The organism is Candidatus Neoehrlichia procyonis str. RAC413 (assembly GCF_000964795.1).
In the GTDB taxonomy this organism is placed as follows: Bacteria; Pseudomonadota; Alphaproteobacteria; order Rickettsiales; family Anaplasmataceae; genus Neoehrlichia; species Neoehrlichia procyonis.
Window position 1 is genome coordinate 1,071,696 of record NZ_LANX01000001.1, and the last position, 18,166, is coordinate 1,089,861.

Genomic DNA, 18,166 nt, shown 5'->3' on the forward strand with positions numbered 1-18,166 from the left:
ATATATTTTTAGTTTATTAATATTTTAATACAATTGAATATATATTACATATATGCTGTATTTGATTTGTATAATAACTATACTTATGTAGAAAGATAAGATAATTTCCAAGTTTAGTTATATCAGTATATTTTGTAATGTGTGCATTAATTTTGCCTATAATATTATTGTTTGGGTGTTTTTTTATTATTATGTAATATTTGTGGATTTATAACTAACACATGCTAATTTTTAATATGTTTTAGAATATTTTAAAAATATGTAGGTATGTATTTTATTTAAGGATCAAAATTTCTAAATCATTATACATGTTCATTATGTAATAATAAATCAACTGTGATTTATTTAATGCTTGAGTTTATCTAGTTTAAATTGTAATAAGTTGTAATAATGTACACTATAAGGTTAATGTATGGAAAGACATGACAATCATGGTACAATAGTTACTAAGATAAAATTACAAATGGATAAAATGGGGATAAATGCTCGTGAATTAGCAGATAGAGCTTCTGTTGGTAAATCATTCGTTTATGATATATTGAGTGGTAAATCGACAAATCCTACATCTAAGAAACTTATGGCAATAGCGAAAGTATTAAAAGTGCCTTTGTCATATTTAATTAGTAGTGATAATTGTACTTATGATATGAGTGGTAATGATATATTTCCTATACATCATTTAGATGTACAAAATAGCTTATCGGAGCATTCAAATAATTTTAAATTTTATTTACCTGCAGATATAAAATTGCCATTGGATATAAAAAATTTACGTTTTTATCATGTAAAAGGAGATAGTATGTGGCCTACATTGGTAAATCAGGATATTGTATTAGTAGATACAGGTGATAAAATTGCTCACCCAGTAGGTATTTTTACCATTATTGATTCAGTTGGTATATCAATTAGAAGATTAGAATATGTAAAAGATAACCAAAAAATTAGATTGCGTATTGTGTGTGACAATAAGCAATATTCTTCTTATGAAAGCGATCTTGAAGATGTAAAAGTATTAGGTCGTGTAGTTTGGTACGCAAGGGCTTTATAGCTAATTTATGTAACGTAAATAAAAATTTGTATTTTGTGTAAGTTGGCATTATTATCTTGATTACGAAGTAATTAAGAAAGTGTTAACTGTTACTTGTAAAAAATATATAGTTATTATCTACTGAGTAAAATAAGCAGGTTGCATACATAATATAATAACGTGACTTTCAATAGATAAAGTAGATTTTATGTGCTATGTGTGCAACATAATAGAAATATGTTATATATAATTTGCTGTTATGCTTGATTAGCATAATAACACTATATATTAAATTTTTTGAGATTTATTAACTGTAAGTTAATGATGGTTATGAGTTTTGAATATTATATATCTAGTGTTGTTATAAATTTATTATGAGGGGTGTATTATGCATTATTATATAAAGAGAATGTGATGTTTTATATCTAAATTATGGGCTTTTTAATACATATTAGTTTTGAGCTTTAAAGTATTAATTTGGGGTGTTGTGTAATATATAATTTTTTATAAGGTTTTATTAGAGGTATATTTATGCGTATATTGTTAATAGAAGATGATATTGCATGTGCAAAAGCAGTAGAGGCTTCTTTGTCTTCGGAAGGGCATTTTTGTGAGACTATGACTTCTGCTCAGGATTGTTACGGTAGTATTGTTCCAAAAAATGATGATTATGATGTGGTAATATTAGATATACATTTTCCAGGTAAAATAGATGGATATGATATATTGGTAAAGCTTCGTGAATCAGGAATAAAAGTTCCAGTACTAATATTATCTTGCATTTCGTCTGTAGCTCATAAGGTAAAAGGGTTATACTATGGTGCAGATGACTACATAACAAAACCTTTTCATAAAAGTGAACTGCTAGCAAGGATTAAGGCGATTGTGCGTCGTACCAGGGGGCATCCTGAGTCAATAGTACGTGTTGGGAATATTTCAATTAATTTAGATCATAAATGTGTTGAGTGTAATGGCGAAATTGTACATTTGACCAAGAAAGAGTATGGTATGATAGAACTTCTTTCGTCACGTTTAGGTACTGTCCTGACAAAAGAGATGTTTTTATCACATTTATATAGAGAATTAGATGAACCGTCAGATGATAAGATCATTGACGTATTTATGTGTAAATTGCGTAAAAAATTAAAGGTTGCAAATAATGGTAAAAATTATATAGAGACTGTTTGGGGGCGTGGTTATGTTCTTAAAGAATGTGCTGATGATGAAGATGAGCCAGGAGGGAATCGTAATAATTATATGTGGAATGATGCCAATCATAATGTGGAATACGGTAATGAAAAGAGTAAAGATTATGTAGAAGAAGTGTAATTTATTATTTGGATTTTGGTATTTCTATGTTAATGTTGGGGTATAGTGATGCATTTGTAATAATATATGGCAGTTTTTGTACATAATAATGATTTACCTGAAAATTTAAATCTTGGTGATGTTGTTGCTATTGACACAGAAACTATGGGGCTTGTGCATAGGCGTGATAGGTTGTGTTTGGTGCAGTTGTCTTCAGGTAATGGAGATGCACACCTGGTAAAGTTTACAGGTTATAGTTTTGATGCTCCAAATTTAAAAAGGGTACTTTCTGATAATAATGTAATGAAGGTTTTTCATTTTGCACGTTTTGATATAGCAATTATTTATTATTATCTTAAAGTGTGGTCTGTGCCATGTTATTGTACAAAAATAGCATCAAAATTAGTACGTACTTATACTGATCATCATGGCTTAAAGGATTTATGTTATGACTTTTTAGGGGTAAAGTTAAGTAAAGTGCAGCAATCCTCTGATTGGGGGCATTCAGTTCTAACGTCTGAGCAGCTTAGTTATGCGGCATCAGATGTGTTGTATTTACATGCTATAAAAGATAAATTAGATATGATGTTGCAACGTGAAAGCAAACAAGAGTTAGCTGAAGCTTGTTTTAGATTTCTTCCTATAAGAGCAGAGCTAGACTTACTAGGATGGGATAATTTTGATATATTTAGTCATGGTAATTAGTGAATATAGTTGATTTTAAACGAGTTTTTGCTATATATTTAAGTTTTGTGTGTAAAGTGACATGAGTGCTTTGTTAAAAAGTAAGTTGCATTTTAAAATTGTAAAGGAAGACTTGCTTCAGTCCTTAGTATATATTAATAATATTATAGAAAAACGGCAGAGTATTATTGTTTTATCGTGTGTAAAAATCGAAGCAAAAGATAAGGTTATAAGTCTAACTGCTACTGATCTTGATATTTCAATAGTAGCTTGTGTTAATGCTAATGTACTATCTGATGGTGTTGTAGTTACTTCTGCTCAGCTACTTTATGATATTGTTAAAAAGCTCTCTAATAATGTTGAAATAGCATTTGAGAATAAAAATGGAAAGTTAGTTATAGAATGTGAAAATGCCAAATTTTCATTGCATGTTGTTGATCCAGGTAAATTTCCTATTATTGAAAATAATGAACTAGAGCATAAATTTAGCTTAAAAATAGGAGTTTTAATAGAGTTACTGAGTAAAACAAAGTTTGCAATGTCGGTGGAAGAAAGTCGATATAATTTAAATGGTGTATATTTACATGTAAATAATAATGCTTTATGTTGTGTTGCAACAGATGGTCATCGTTTATCGTTAATGCAAACTGACATAAGCAACGAATTTTTTGATTTTGGTATTATTATACCTAGAAAAACAGTTAATGAAATACTAAAAATTATTAGTCATAGTAATGATGTAGATAAGGTTGCATTAATTAGTTTATCACAAAGAAAAATTTGCTTTCAATATCAGGATTATGTAGTGACATCTAAAGTAATAGATGGTGTATTTCCAGATTATAAGCCGATTATTCCACAGTTTGAGGGTAAACATATATTCATGGAATCTGAAGTATTATTGAGTGCTATAGATCGTGTATCTGTGATTGTTTTTGATAAAGTAAAAGTGATTAAGTTAAGTTTTACTTATAACAAGTTATTAATAAGCTCTGCTTCTTCTGATCAAGGTGACGCTACAGAAGAATTAGATGTAGATTACGTTGGAGAAGATATTGTTATAGGGCTTAATGCTAGGTATATAATGGAGGTTTTGTATTGTATTAAGAAGAAGTGTAAATTGACATTTCATGATAATAGTACGGCGGTTGTGATTCAGGATCAAGATGTAGAGCGTGCGCTTTATATTATAATGCCAATGAGAATGTAATTGAGAAGGGTATTGAGTATTGTGATAAAGTTTTAAATGCGTTTTAATTAATATAGTATGTACAAAATCAGATAAGTTTTAATTTATATATAATGAATTAAGATGAGTTAAATTTAAAAACAGGAATGTCAGCTTTTAAGGTAGTAGTTACTTATATAATGCAAAGGTTATGGCTTAATTTTTATAGTTTAAATGTAAGCTATTGAATAAGTTTATATGTTATTATATTAGGTAATTGTTTTTGAATTATGATTAATATCATGTGCTGTAATGCTGCAGATAAATGCAAGCTGTAATGCGAGTAAAAAATATATGTAATATTTATAAATAAACTTGAGTTATTTTTATATAATATTAAATAACTTATTTCACATTTTGATTATATTTACATTCATTCTTATTAAGTAACTTGCTATTGTAAATTTTGTTGAGTAAGACATTGTGTATAAGTGCATATATAAAATATTGAGTTGCTTAGATTATTCTACTGTTACAGATTTTGCCAGGTTTCGTGGTTGATCTGCATTGATACCTTTTTTGATTGCGAGTTTATATGCAATAAGTTGCATTGCTACTGTATATACAATTGGTGATGAAAAAAAGTTTGTTTGAGGTAACTCTATTATTTGAGCACAAATATTTTGTAATTTTTGGGAACCGTTTTTATCTGTCATTGCTATGACTATGCCTTTTCTTGCTATAATTTCTTGAATATGAAGAAAATTTTTTGGAAACAATTCATTATATGGTGCAATGACAATTGTTGGCATTGATTTATCAATTAGTGCAATAGAACCATGCTTCATTTCTCCTGCTGCAATACCTATAGTGTTAATATAAGATAATTCTCTGATTTTTAATGCACCCTCTAAGGCTACCCCATAAGAAGTGCCTCGTCCTATAGCAATTGCGCGATTATGTTTTAGAATTGTGTTTGCTACTAAATCAATATTTTTTATTTGTAGAGCATGTGATATATGTGTTGGTATTAATGTTAAATAATTTATAAGATGTGATAAATTATTAGAGGTGTTATTTTTAATTTGAGCTAAATATATAGTAAAACATGCTAAAACAGATAATTGGGCTGAAAAAGTTTTTGTAGATGCTACACCTATTTCCTGTCCAGCTAGAGTCTTTAAAGCAATATCTGAGGCTTGTTCTATACTATTACCTGGCACGTTTGTTATACTAATGATTTTGCAATTTTGCTTTTTAGCATAATGTAAAGCTTCAAGGGTATCAGCTGTTTCTCCAGATTGTGATATTAGTAATACAGTGTCTTTTTTTGAAAGAGAAATATTATTATAACGAAATTCAGACGCAATATCTAAATAAACCCGTATATTAGTAACGTTTTCTATCCAATATTTTGCAATGAGTCCAGCAAAATATGAGGATCCACAACCTATTATAATTATAGAATCTATATTTTTTAAATAATCAATATCATTAAATACTGAAATTGAATTTTTATTGTCAAAAAATTGATTTATAGTATTGTGTGTTACTTTAGGTTGCTCATGTATTTCTTTAAGCATAAAATAAGGATATTTACCTTTAATGGTTTCACTAATTAGAAAATTATTAGTAAAAATATTACGATACACCTTAGTGTTATTGTTATAGATTTTTATATTGTTGAAATAAATTTCTGCAATATCATTATCTTCTAAATATGTAATTTTTTGTACATGCTGAGTTAATGCATGTGCATCAGAGGATACAAAGTTAGTATTTACCCCATATCCTAGTATTAGAGGTAACCCATTTTTTGCTGCTATAAGTAAATTATTATAATCTGTAAATAATACTATAATAGAAAATTTTCCTTTCAGTTTTTTGATAGCTTGATTTACAGCTTCGCGGGGTGATAATCCTAATTTTAAATTAAGCTGTATAAGGTGTGGTATAACTTCAGTGTCAGTTTTAGTCGAAAAAACTAAAGTTTGAGCTTCTAACTGTGCTTTTATTTCTATATAATTTTCTATAGTTCCATTATGTGCAACAGCTACTTTATCAACACATATTGGATGTGCGTTATTAATTGTTGGAACCCCATGTGTAGCCCATCTGGTGTGTGCAATACCAACTGTACTAGTAAATGTATGATCGGATTTTATAATGCTACTTAAATGGGTAACTTTTTTGCTAGATTTTTTAACTTGTATACCATTACTGAGTATTGCAACACCACAGGAATCATAACCTCTATATTCTAGCTTAGATAACCCATGCAGTAATAACTGAACAACTGGATATTTACTAACTATCCCAAACACACCACACATGCAAACACCTAATTGTAACAGTTATGATGGTAAATACTAAAACTATGTTGCTCTTACTTCCCTTCAGGTACTGAAGCAGGAGATTTATTATTTGTTCTATTTATTACTTCAGAGATTGAAGACTTCAATACCTTAACTTCTATACCATCTGCAATTTCTATGAAAAAGTGCTGATTAGCAGTATCAACTTTACTAACTACTCCTAATATGCTACCAGATATTACAACTTTATCGCCTTTTTTAATACTATCTAGTAGTTTTGCGTGTTCCTTAATTTTTTTTTGCTGTGGCCTAATAATTAAGAAGTAAAACACAACAAAAATTAAAACTAACGGCACAAAACCTGCAATTGACGCACCTATTCCAGTCGCAGATGTAGAAGATGCTGATGTAGCAAAAGCTTCAGAGAAAAACAATATTTTAACCTACTAAAAATACATGCCTTACTTTACAAAAAACTAAAACCTTTGTCAAGCTAGTTTGCCAGTAAATCTCTATAGGTTATATTTATTCACAAGCTCCAATATCATATCTATATACACCATCTGGCCAATCCAATAAATCTAGAGCAGCATAAGCCTGGTGCTTTGCGTTTGCTAAATTATCAGCTTCAGCTACAATATTTAACACTCTTCCACTATCAGATATAAAATTACCGCTACTATCTAACTTTGTGCCTGCATGAAAAACGTTAATGTTAGGTAATTTTTCAATTGCATCTAAGCCCTTAATTATAGACCCAGTATTATATTTATTGGGATATCCTTTACTTGCCACAACGACACACACTGCAGACTTATTATTAAGTTCTACAACTTCATTACCAAGTTTACCCTTAGCTGTTAATAGCATTAGTTTTAACAAATCGGAATTAAGCCTAGGAAGTATGGATTGTGTTTCTGGATCACCAAATCTTACGTTATATTCAAGAAGTTTTGGCTCATTTTTTTTAATCATTATTCCTGCAAATAGCATTCCTTTAAATTGTATGTTCATATTGAACATTGCTTTAATGGTTGGGTATATAATTTTTTGTACAATAATATGCTCCATTTCTTTGCTAATGATACCCGGAGCAGAGTAAGATCCCATGCCACCTGTATTGGGGCCTTTATTATTGTCATATATAGCTTTATAATCTTGTGCTACCCCTAGTATAGCAGGATTTGTACCATCGATTAAGGTAAAGAAACTTATTTCTTTTCCTCCTTCAATGAACTCTTCAATAACAACTGCTTCTCCTGCTTGTCCAAATTTTTTTTCAACTAGCATTAAATCTAATGCATCATAAGCCTCTTCAATGGTGTGGCATATGATAACGCCTTTGCCACTTGCAAGACCGTCAGCTTTAATTACCAGTGGTAACTTATTTTTATTCACAAATTGTCTTGCTGACTTTGTATCAATAAAATATCCGTATTTTGCTGTAGGGATATTATAACGTGTACATAATTCCTTGGTAAATCCTTTCGAAGACTCAAGCCTTGAAGCAGCTTTTGATGGACCAAAAACTAAAATACCTTCATCAGTTAAGGCATCGGCTAATCCATTAACTAGCGGTAATTCTGGACCAATAACTACTAGTTCAATTTTTTCCTTATTACATAATTGTATTACTTCTATAAAATCGTCTATATTAACATCCACCAAGGTGGCTAAATTGGACATTGCTTCACGTCCTGGAGCAATAAAAAGCTGACTAATCATAGGAGATTTTTTTAAATAATGTAGTAACGCGTGCTCACGTCCCCCAGCTCCAATAACTAATACATTCATTGTATGATGACCACAAATATCTTAAATTGGGTATGTAATGCTACCATAAATTATATGATTGTCAATGTTAAAATGTAGTATATGATTATGTTCTTTTGACAAAGAACTTGCCTTGATAACTGTTTTATGCTTAAACTTTGCTAGCATTTGTTTTTTAGGAAAATTGTGATGAATTTCTTGAAAGTTGTTTTAATGTTGTGTTGTATTTGTTTTAGTAGCTATGTGGCCGCTAATACTAAAAGTTTTGAGGAAGCAGCTTCTGTACTTTATAATCGTGGTGTGCAACAGTTTAAGGCTAAGAAATATGAGAATGCAATAAAAACTTTTGCAGAAATTGAAAACCTGTATCCTTTTTCAGAACTAGCAATAAAGGGTAATTTAATTGCCGCAGTTGCAAATTACCAAATTAGTGATTATGCTAGCGCTAATGCTTTAGTGGATGATTATATACAAATGTATCCTAACAGTGAAAATATAGATTTTGCATATTATTTGCGTATTATATCTAAGTATATGCAAATTCAAGATATAGATCTTGATCAGAAAGTAGCCAGTGAAGTATTAGACTTGTCAAGTGAATTTATAAAATTATTTCCTGATTCTGAATATGTTGCAGTTGTAAAAGATAAACTAACAAATGTAAGACATCATGTAGCAGGTAAAGAGTTTTCTATAGGTAATTTTTACTTAAAAAGAGGTGAATATGTAGCAGCTCTGAAGAGATTTAATGTTATTCTTGCTCAGTATAATGATACAGGTTATTTTCCAGAGAGTGTATATAGAATATATGAAATATATTTAGCTTTAGGAGATGAACAAACATCGCATAAGTATTTATTGATGCTTGAAAAATGTTGTAAGGGTAGTATTTGGAATAACTTAAAGACAAAGAAGTAATATATGTTTTTGTGTATTGTATTTAAGTTTTTATTTGATTAAGTAATAATTTGGTCGTAGTGTGAATTGTAAAAATGTACAAAATTTGAAAACATAATGAAGTATAAATACTTGTGTAGTATTATTTCTTAAAGTTTTTTAAATTATAAGCAGATAAGTAAGCTAAATCTAGACTTGAAGAGCTTTATATTTTATATTATTCTTCATACCCAGCTTGCTTGTTGTGGTAATTGATTTTCTCTTTTTTTTTTACGTTATTAATTAGCTATATTTTCCATGGGTAAATGTATTATGTTAGCCCATAATAATGAGACTGCTAGTGAAACTCAAGTAGAGAAGATAAAGATGTATGAAAAAAAGGTATACTAAATTATTGTAGATAATATTATTGCAATGAATAATAAAAACAAGTAGTAGATTGAATAAGTAAATAATTGTTTGTAAGATAATGTGTTATTTTTTATAAATATTCTTAATACATGTATTAGGAATACTACTCCAAGTGTTGCTGCACTTATTTCATATAGTAGTATATATTTTACAAAAAGACCTGGTAATAATGTAATGGGAATGAGAATAAGACTATAAAAAAGAATGTAAAGCTTTGTTTTATGTATCCCATATACAACAGGCATCATAGGAATGTTTGCTTTTTTATATTCGTTGTAATTTAGCAATGACAAAGCCCAAAAGTGAGGAGGAGTCCACATGAAGATAATGCTGAAAAGTATAAAACTTTCTAATGCAATTGATCCTGTGACAGATGTCCATCCAATTATTGGAGGGAAAGATCCAGCTATACCGCCAATAACTATATTTTGTGGGGTTCTTCTTTTTAATATTATAGTATAGACTACAGCATAGAAATTAATACTAATAGTAAGTATAATAGCAGATATGTAGTTCACAGAAATTGCCATTATAGTAATTGATAATATTGCAAGTACTAATCCAAATTCAAGAGTAGAGCTTTTTTGTATCTTACCAATGGGTATAGGACGATTTTTTGTGCGTGTCATTATTGCATCTATATCACTGTCGTACCACATGTTGATAGCACTTGCTGCACCTGAGCCTAAAGCAATACATACAATGGATATTATGGCAATAACAGGATGTATGTTACCGGGTGCTACTACCATTCCTGTAATTCCAGTAAATACAACTAGATACATAATCTTTGGCTTTAATAACTGCCAGTAATCCCAAATAGATGCAATATTATCTTCTTTAGAATTAAAAACCATGACTATTCTATTTTTGGAATTTCATTGAAAGTGTGAAAAGGAGCGGGAGATGGAATAGTCCATTCTAGAGTATCTCCTCCCCAAGGATTACTAGGAGCTTTTTTGCCGTTTTTCAGAGTAAGTATTACTATATAGATGAAAAATAAAGCAGAAATAAAAGATAATAATGCTCCTGCAGAAGATATATAATTCCATGGAATAAAGGCATCAGGGTAGTCAGGAATTCTTCTAGGCATTCCTGCTAATCCTAAAAAATGCTGAGGAAAAAATGTTAAATTAGTTGAAATAAAGGTGAACCAAAAGTGTATCTTTCCTAGACGTTCATTATATTGTTTTCCGGACATTTTACCTATCCAGTAATAAAAAGCTGCGTAGGCTGCAAATAAAGCTGCAATAGACATTACATAATGAAAATGTGCTACAACGTAATATGTATCATGTAACACTTTATCAATACCACCATGAGATATTATAATACCTGTTAGCCCACCAGCCGTAAAGACAAATATGAATCCTATTGCAAATAACATAGGAGTTTTAAATTCTATATTCCCTCCCCACATAGTTGCAATCCAGCTAAATACCTTTATACCAGTCAATACTCCTATTAACATGGTTGTTACACTAAAATATACAATTGTATCTGCGCTTAATCCTACAGTAAACATATGGTGTGCCCATACGATACCTCCTACGGTTGCTATTCCTATTAGTGCAAATACCATACCTAAGTATCCAAATACTGCTTTATGGGAAAACGTTGAGACAATCTGAGTAATAATTCCAAAGGCTGGAAAAATTATTACATATACCTCTGGGTGGCCAAAAAACCAAAATAAGTGCTGAAATAATAAAGGGTCTCCACCACCTGATGGATCAAAGAAACTAGTTCCGAAATTACGATCTGTTAAAAGCATTGTAATTGCGCCTGCTAATATTGGTAAAGTGACAATTAGCATAAAAGATGTCAATAATATTGTCCAAACAAATAAAGGCATCTTTAATAAGGTCATTCCTGTAGCACGCATATTAAAAATGGTTACTATAAAATTTACTGATCCAGCAATAGAAGAAGCTCCAGCAACATGTAGTGCAAAAATTGCAATATCTACGGAAGCATCAGGATGAGAAGCAATGTAGGATAGAGGTGGATAAAGTGTCCAACCTGTACCAGCACCTTCGCCTATTAATACAGAGCTAACTAAAAGAATGAGCGAAGCTACAAGTAGCCAGAAACTTACATTATTTAATCGTGGAAATGCCATATCTGGAGCTCCTATTAACAATGGTACAAACCAATTCCCAAAACCTCCAGTTAATGCAGGCATGATCATAAAAAAAACCATGATTAACGCATGACTTGTAACAATTACATTATAAAGTTGGTAATTATCATTTAGTATATTAATGTGTGCAAGCTGAGTGCGTATTATAAGTGACAGTAATCCACCAACTATTCCTCCGATAATCGAAAATATGATATACATAGTACCTATATCTTTGTGATTAGTGGAAAATAACCAACGTTTTATTCCTTTTGGTAAATGTTCATTACTCATAATATGACCTAAAGTTTATTTTCTTTTGTCCATTTTGCAAACTCTTCTTTACTGACAGCTACTATTGTAATAGGCATGAATCCATGAAGTCTACCACAAAGTTCAGAGCATTGTCCATAATAAACGCCGGGCTTTTTAATATTAAACCAAGTTTCATTTAATCTACCTGGAACTGCATCAATTTTTACTCCAAGGGCAGGTACTGCCCAGCTATGTATTACATCTGCACTTGTAACCTGCACCAATACATTAACATTTATTGGTACTACAATTTTACGATCTACTTCAAGTAAACGTAATTCCCCTTCTTTTAAATCATTAGAAGCTTTCATGTAGCTGTCAAATTTAATATTATAATCAGGGTATATATAACTCCAATACCACTGATAACCAATTGCTTTTATGATTAACTCAGCTTTAGGTATTTTTTGTTCCTTTTGAATTAATTGTACATTACTAATTGTAAGAAACCCTACTAATATTAATGGAATAACTGTCCATGTAATTTCGAGTAATGCATTATGAGAATTTTTATTGTTAAAAGTAGCCTGCACATTATCTTTTTTGCGAAACCGAATTATTATATATAACAACATAGCAAAAACGATGGCTAATATTGTTAGCATTATTACCATTACAACATTATGTGAATGTATAATGTTTTCCATAATATCAGTTGCAGGGTCCTGAAAACCTATTTGCCATGGCGATGCAGATATGGCATATGAATTGGAATAGTTACATATTACATTAAATAAAAAAAGCAAGCAGAGGCAAATTGTGAGCATGAAATTTATAATTTTACTGGTTTACATTTCTATCATCAAGGTTATGGAAATGCAAGAATTTTGTGCCGTTGGGACTTATTGTCATTATATAATAGGCTATTGATACTATGTAGCAATATGTCATATGTGCTGTAGCGTGTATAATTATAAGTTACCTTATGTACTTTATTTTTATAGATTTATGATAAATAATAGTAGTAATTATAAATAATAGGGATTAAGTGCTTATAAATGAATTGAGTATATGTTTAGCGTTGTGTGTTTGTCAATATATGTGATAGAATGTATAAGTAATATGTGCATAAGGAAAGCTATATGTTAAAATGCTTTTTAAGGGTGAGATTGCTATAGTTGAGTGACATTGTGTAAATAATGTGTTTTATGTAGTGAGAATTTTGTATTAAGATTTTGTAAATGTGTGTAATATAGTAATGTTCTGTACTTCTATTGAGGAACAAGCATAAGCAAAATTTTGTTTGCTTTACTGTGATATGGTGAAAGCAATAAGTTATTTTGTTGATAAATAACAATATTGGTCATTTAATAATAACATAATCGATAATGCTGTGTTTTACTGGCATATTAAGAAATATGCCTAAATTTTACAACCTAAAGGTGTATATACTTAATGGTATACTATGATTGAAGTTCAAATGCATCATGTAAAACTTTGATAGCTAATGTTGAATGTAGGCGCTCTATTAATACACTAATTTTTATTTCTGATGTAGTGATAGCTAATATTTTTATTCCATTTTTATCTAAAGTGCTAAACATTTTATATGCTACTCCAGGATTAGATATCATTCCTACACCAATAATTGAGATTTCTGATACAGTTGGATTTACTATTAGATTTTGATATATAATTTGATCTTTTAACTTTGTTAAAAGTTCTGTTGTTCTTGCAATATTATCTTCTGAAACCGTGAAAGTTACATTAATACTTTTGTGCTCTATATTTTGTATAATCATGTCAACACTAATGTTATTTTGTGCAAGTGGTGCAAATACTGAAGCAATGCCGGTGAGAGCATTAATAGAATTTACTGTTATACTTGCTATATTATTATTAAGTGTAATACCTGTAATAGTATGGCTTTCCATAATTCTTCCTCTTTTTGTTACGAATGTTCCTTTTGTATTTGTAAAAGTGGATAATACGCACAATGTTATATTATATCTCATTGCAATTTCTACAGATCTTACTTGTAATACTTTTGCTCCTAAAGAAGACATTTCTAGCATTTCTTCGTATGTAATATTATTAAGCTTACGTGCTGTAGGAACAATGTTAGGGTCAGTAGTGTAGATTCCATCTACATCTGTATATATATAACAGAGGTCTGATTTTAATGCAGCAGCAATAGCTACTGCAGATGTATCTGATCCCCCCCTACCTAAAGTTGTGATACGATTATTGTACACTCCTTGAAATCCAGCGATAATTGCAACGTTATTATCTTCTAAAAATTCTTTGAGTAAACTGCTTTCAATATCAACTATTCTTGCATTAGAATGATGAGAAGAAGTTTTAATAGGTATCTGCCACCCTAGCCAAGATCTAGTTTTGATATTCATTTTTTGTAATGCAAGAGATAAAAGCCCGGATGATATTTGCTCTCCTGAAGAAATAATAGAGTCATATTCAGATAATTCTGAGATAGAATGTAAGTTAGATAACTGCTTGACTGTAGAAATAATATTATTGGTAAATGTACCCATAGCAGATACAACTACCACTATTTTATGATTATTTATAACATCATTTTGAATTATTTTTGCTACTCGGTTAATACAATCTATATCTTTTAAAGAAGTACCACCGAATTTTTTAATAATAATTTTTTTCATTGTTAAAGGAGCAAGTCGTTATAGTAAATTATAGTTGATTTTTTATAGGATTAATATGAGTTATTTGTATAATAAGTTAAAACTTATAGGAAATTATAACTCTACATGATTCAGATAAAGTACTTTATTTGTTAGTAAAGCATTTTTGTTTAAATTAATATTAGCTATAACCATTAGACTATATTAGCGATAAGCATATAAATTATTTATAATTGTTTGTGGCACAAATAATTTGTATGCTATTGAATTGTAATTTACATACCTTTCCTTAATCAATAAGCTAAGTTTAGTTAAAACATCAAAAATTTATTATTGAGCATGTTAATATTATTAACTTCAATTTAGGATTGCCTGAATGTTGTGTATTCAGTGACTTTGTTTTGCCCTTAACATTCAAAGGTTTGAGCATTGTAACTAATTATCTTCAAAATTATCCTATAAAGTATAAGAATAATTGTCACGTTCTCGTTAAGTGTTTTGTGGAAGTGTTGACCTTATTGTATATGGTATCTAACTATGGGATACCAAAAAAGTTTAGCACTTAAACAACAAGTGCGCTGCATACTTTTATTGATTTTATTAAGTTGATTTTGTACAGTGTTAGTACTGCTAATATGCCTTATTATAAGCATATCTATTTGTTATTATATAGTTGATTTTTTGTAGGATTGATATAAGTAATTAACTAAAACTGAAAGCTATTTACAATGGAAAAAAAGTATTTTTACGTTACTACTCCTGTCTACTATGTAAATGATGTTCCTCATATAGGTCATCTTTATACGACATTAATTTGCGATGTTATGGCAAGGTTTATGCGCCTTAATGGATATGCTGTTAAGTTTGTTACAGGTACAGATGAGCATGGCTATAAGATTCACAAAGCAGCAGAGAAAAATGGTATTTGTGTAAAAGATTTTGTGGATAATAATAGTGCTGTTTTTAAAAATTTGGCCAATGTAATGAAGTGTAGCTATGATGACTTTATTCGAACAACAGAAAAACGTCATAAAGATGCAGTATGTTGTTTATGGCAACGTTTGTGCGATTATAATCAGGTATACTTAGGACGTTATTCCGGTTGGTATGCTGTACGTGATGAGGCATTTTATCATGAAAGAGAACTTGTTAATAATCGCGCCCCTACGGGAGCTGAAGTAGAATGGATAGAGGAACCTAGTTATTTTTTTAAATTGTCAGAATGGAAAGATGCGTTACTTGATTTTTATAATAATAACCCTAACTTTATTACACCAAAACATAGATTAAATGAAGTAATTGCGTTTGTAAAATCTGGATTAAAGGATTTATCAATATCAAGACAGGGTTTATTATGGGGCATAGGGGTGCCAAATGATGAAAAGCATGTGATATATGTTTGGGTTGATGCTTTATCTAATTATTTAACTGCACTTGGTTTTCCAGATATTTTACGAAAAGAGTATCAACAATATTGGAATAATGTTAATAGTTTGAGTGTGCATGTGATAGGGAAAGATATATTAAAATTTCATGCTGTATATTGGCCTGCTATTTTGATGGCTGCTAAGTTACCTTTGCCTAAAAAAATTTTGGCACATGGTTGGTGGATAAATGAAGGACAAAAAATTTCTAAATCTGTAGGAAATATTATAGAACCTTTTAAATTGATAAAGGAGTTTGGTATTGATCAAATTCGATATTTTCTTATTAAAGAAATTCCTATAGGAAATGATGGTAATTTTTCGCGTCAAAATGTTATTAATTGTATAAATTATGAATTAGCAAATAATATAGGTAATCTTGTACATAGAACGGTTACTTTTATACATAGGGAATGTGGTGGATTTATTCCGGAAGTAGATATTAGTCTATTTAACGATAAGGAATCATTGCCTGATTATCAAGATATATTGAATCAAGTAAAAAATTATATGTTGCACTATGATCTTTATGAAATTATAAAATTTATAATGTGTATGTCTTCTACTGCAAATGAATATATAGCTGAAAGGGCTCCATGGCAGCTTTGTAAAACAGATAGAAAACGTATGGAGGCTGTTTTATATAAACTTGTAGAATATATAAGATGCATTGGTATATTATTGCAACCTATTATGCCAGATACAGCTACAAAAATTTTAGATCAGATAGCCATTTCTGCGGATAAGAGGTGTTTTAATTCTTTGCTCATACGGAGTAGTATGAGAAGTAAATTACCGGATTCTTGGCCTATTTTTCAAAAATACGAATGATTGTATGTTAGTAAGTTGTCCTATATTAGTTGATTAATTCTTAATAAATATTAAATAGAGAATTGTTGTTAATATTTTTTATCTTATGTAAAGAAAGGGTAGTATTCATAGTATAATATTTTCATATACTTGCATACAATAATAATTTTTTATATATTGATATGGTTATTTTGTATGTGAAGTTATTTCGTGATAGCATTTTAATGCTATCAGTAAGATATTAGTATGGTTCTTTATTTTTTGTCATAAATTTTTCTTGTTATTATAGTAAGGATCGTATCTGTATTATAAATTAATAATTTGTGAAGTGTAAATTATTGGTAGTATGTTATATTAATGTGTGGTGGATATAATGTTAATATCACTGTAGAAAGTAGGGTTGTGTTGCATATTATATATGATTGAAGTATCTTAATTAGTGTTGGTAGCTATGATTTGTCTATGGAATAATAAGCATTATAAAATGTAGTAAATTATTTATTGTGTTTAAAAATTATATAGTAAACTTTAGTGTATAAGGTGCTTTTTAATATTATTAGTTTGTTAGTTGATAACTTATTCAGTTGCTAATGTAGTTAAATTAATGAGTTGTTTTGTTATATTTTGCTTGCTATGTATAAGGTAACAATCTTATTACACATGTTTTCATAGTTTATTACAGTAAAACCGGCATTTTCTATTTCTTGTATAAAGTTATTTTGTGATGGAAATGCCCTAATGCTATCGACAAGATATTGGTATGCTTCTTTATTATTTGCTATAAATTTTCCTATATTAGGAATAACATAAAAAGAATAAAAGTCATAAATTTTGCTAAACAAGTTGTTGTCTTGTAATGGAGAAAATTCTAAACATATAAATTGCCCTTTAGGGGATAACACTCTATATGCTTCCTGTAATGCACGTTGCCTGTTGGAGACATTACGTATTCCAAAGATAATAGTGTAATAGTCAAAAGTATTGTTAGGGAACGGAAGATGCTCTGCATCTGAACATACCCATTGTAATTTTAGTACATTTGCATTGATTGCGCAATCGCGACCATGCCTGATCATCTGATAATTTATATCACATACAGTAATATCAAGGTTTTTCTTTTTCAAAATTTTTATAGCTATGTCTCCGGTTCCGCATGCTACATCAAGAAGTGACCCTTTATCTTTGGTAATACAATTAATTACTTTTAACTTCCAAAATCTATGAAGACCGAAACTCATAATATCATTCATAATATTATAGCAGGGTGCTACCGAGCTAAATACCTGATGAACAAAATTAGATTTTTGCATGC

The 18,166-nt window shown here is 29.8% G+C and carries 14 protein-coding genes; 6 read left to right on the forward strand and 8 right to left on the reverse strand.

Features of this window, described 5'->3' with window-relative positions:
* Nucleotides 1-412 precede the first annotated feature (412 nt).
* The 4 genes from NLO413_RS04040 to dnaN all read left to right on the forward strand — a co-directional run bounded on the left by NLO413_RS04040 (nt 413) and on the right by dnaN (nt 4,229).
* Nucleotides 413-1,048, forward strand: a complete 636-nt coding sequence (locus tag NLO413_RS04040) for an ECH_1013 family putative transcriptional regulator (protein WP_045809203.1) — start codon at nt 413-415, stop codon at nt 1,046-1,048.
* Between the two features lie 510 nt (nt 1,049-1,558).
* The gene (locus tag NLO413_RS04045; RefSeq protein WP_045809204.1) at nt 1,559-2,356 is read left to right on the forward strand and encodes a response regulator transcription factor; all 798 of its coding nucleotides are present in this window, start codon (nt 1,559-1,561) and stop codon (nt 2,354-2,356) included.
* A 66-nt stretch (nt 2,357-2,422) separates the two neighbouring features.
* Nucleotides 2,423-3,040, forward strand: a complete 618-nt coding sequence (locus NLO413_RS04050) for a ribonuclease D (RefSeq protein ID WP_045809205.1) — start codon at nt 2,423-2,425, stop codon at nt 3,038-3,040.
* Between the two features lie 61 nt (nt 3,041-3,101).
* Nucleotides 3,102-4,229, forward strand: a complete 1,128-nt coding sequence (gene dnaN / locus NLO413_RS04055; protein WP_045809206.1) for a DNA polymerase III subunit beta — start codon at nt 3,102-3,104, stop codon at nt 4,227-4,229.
* A 479-nt stretch (nt 4,230-4,708) separates the two neighbouring features.
* Here the strand turns inward: dnaN and glmS are convergent, their stop codons facing one another.
* The 3 genes from glmS to purD form a co-directional block, all read right to left on the reverse strand.
* The gene (gene glmS, locus NLO413_RS04060; RefSeq protein ID WP_045809207.1) at nt 4,709-6,520 is read right to left on the reverse strand and encodes a glutamine--fructose-6-phosphate transaminase (isomerizing); all 1,812 of its coding nucleotides are present in this window, start codon (nt 6,518-6,520) and stop codon (nt 4,709-4,711) included.
* 53 nt (nt 6,521-6,573) lie between these two features.
* Entirely contained in the window at nt 6,574-6,936 is a 363-nt protein-coding gene (yajC, locus tag NLO413_RS04065) for a preprotein translocase subunit YajC (protein WP_045809208.1), read from the reverse strand.
* Nucleotides 6,937-7,027: 91 nt separating this feature from the next.
* The gene (gene purD / locus NLO413_RS04070) at nt 7,028-8,296 is read right to left on the reverse strand and encodes a phosphoribosylamine--glycine ligase (protein ID WP_045809209.1); all 1,269 of its coding nucleotides are present in this window, start codon (nt 8,294-8,296) and stop codon (nt 7,028-7,030) included.
* Nucleotides 8,297-8,464: 168 nt separating this feature from the next.
* On the opposite strand from purD, the gene NLO413_RS04075 reads away from it, so the two are divergent.
* Nucleotides 8,465-9,193, forward strand: coding sequence for an outer membrane protein assembly factor BamD (locus NLO413_RS04075; protein WP_084229837.1), 729 nt, complete (start codon nt 8,465-8,467; stop codon nt 9,191-9,193).
* 365 nt (nt 9,194-9,558) lie between these two features.
* Here the strand turns inward: NLO413_RS04075 and cyoE are convergent, their stop codons facing one another.
* The 4 genes from cyoE to NLO413_RS04095 all read right to left on the reverse strand — a co-directional run bounded on the left by cyoE (nt 9,559) and on the right by NLO413_RS04095 (nt 14,641).
* Nucleotides 9,559-10,440 (reverse strand): heme o synthase, encoded by an 882-nt coding sequence (cyoE, locus tag NLO413_RS04080; protein WP_045809211.1) that lies wholly within the window; start codon nt 10,438-10,440, stop codon nt 9,559-9,561.
* Nucleotides 10,441-10,442: 2 nt separating this feature from the next.
* Nucleotides 10,443-11,999: a cytochrome c oxidase subunit I gene (gene ctaD / locus NLO413_RS04085; RefSeq protein ID WP_045809212.1), complete on the reverse strand. Its 1,557-nt coding sequence runs from the start codon at nt 11,997-11,999 to the stop codon at nt 10,443-10,445.
* Nucleotides 12,000-12,007: 8 nt separating this feature from the next.
* The gene (coxB, locus tag NLO413_RS04090; RefSeq protein WP_084229839.1) at nt 12,008-12,787 is read right to left on the reverse strand and encodes a cytochrome c oxidase subunit II; all 780 of its coding nucleotides are present in this window, start codon (nt 12,785-12,787) and stop codon (nt 12,008-12,010) included.
* Between the two features lie 636 nt (nt 12,788-13,423).
* A complete protein-coding gene (locus NLO413_RS04095; protein ID WP_045809213.1) occupies nt 13,424-14,641 on the reverse strand; it encodes an aspartate kinase in 1,218 nt (405 codons plus the stop codon).
* A 707-nt stretch (nt 14,642-15,348) separates the two neighbouring features.
* Here NLO413_RS04095 and metG point away from each other — a divergent pair.
* Nucleotides 15,349-16,875: a methionine--tRNA ligase gene (gene metG / locus NLO413_RS04100; RefSeq protein ID WP_045809214.1), complete on the forward strand. Its 1,527-nt coding sequence runs from the start codon at nt 15,349-15,351 to the stop codon at nt 16,873-16,875.
* A 596-nt stretch (nt 16,876-17,471) separates the two neighbouring features.
* Here the strand turns inward: metG and ubiE are convergent.
* A complete protein-coding gene (gene ubiE, locus NLO413_RS04105; protein WP_045809215.1) occupies nt 17,472-18,164 on the reverse strand; it encodes a bifunctional demethylmenaquinone methyltransferase/2-methoxy-6-polyprenyl-1,4-benzoquinol methylase UbiE in 693 nt (230 codons plus the stop codon).
* Nucleotides 18,165-18,166: the final 2 nt, after the last annotated feature.

Coding starts and splice junctions, on each gene's coding strand:
- NLO413_RS04040 (WP_045809203.1), top strand. CDS start 413: ATGGAAAGACATGACAATCATGGTACAATAGTTACTAAGATAAAATTA.
- NLO413_RS04045 (WP_045809204.1), top strand. CDS start 1,559: ATGCGTATATTGTTAATAGAAGATGATATTGCATGTGCAAAAGCAGTA.
- NLO413_RS04050 (WP_045809205.1), top strand. CDS start 2,423: ATGGCAGTTTTTGTACATAATAATGATTTACCTGAAAATTTAAATCTT.
- dnaN (WP_045809206.1), top strand. CDS start 3,102: ATGAGTGCTTTGTTAAAAAGTAAGTTGCATTTTAAAATTGTAAAGGAA.
- glmS (WP_045809207.1), bottom strand. CDS start 6,520: ATGTGTGGTGTGTTTGGGATAGTTAGTAAATATCCAGTTGTTCAGTTA.
- purD (WP_045809209.1), bottom strand. CDS start 8,296: ATGAATGTATTAGTTATTGGAGCTGGGGGACGTGAGCACGCGTTACTA.
- NLO413_RS04075 (WP_084229837.1), top strand. CDS start 8,465: ATGAATTTCTTGAAAGTTGTTTTAATGTTGTGTTGTATTTGTTTTAGT.
- cyoE (WP_045809211.1), bottom strand. CDS start 10,440: ATGGTTTTTAATTCTAAAGAAGATAATATTGCATCTATTTGGGATTAC.
- ctaD (WP_045809212.1), bottom strand. CDS start 11,999: ATGAGTAATGAACATTTACCAAAAGGAATAAAACGTTGGTTATTTTCC.
- coxB (WP_084229839.1), bottom strand. CDS start 12,787: ATGCTCACAATTTGCCTCTGCTTGCTTTTTTTATTTAATGTAATATGT.
- NLO413_RS04095 (WP_045809213.1), bottom strand. CDS start 14,641: ATGAAAAAAATTATTATTAAAAAATTCGGTGGTACTTCTTTAAAAGAT.
- metG (WP_045809214.1), top strand. CDS start 15,349: ATGGAAAAAAAGTATTTTTACGTTACTACTCCTGTCTACTATGTAAAT.
- ubiE (WP_045809215.1), bottom strand. CDS start 18,164: ATGCAAAAATCTAATTTTGTTCATCAGGTATTTAGCTCGGTAGCACCC.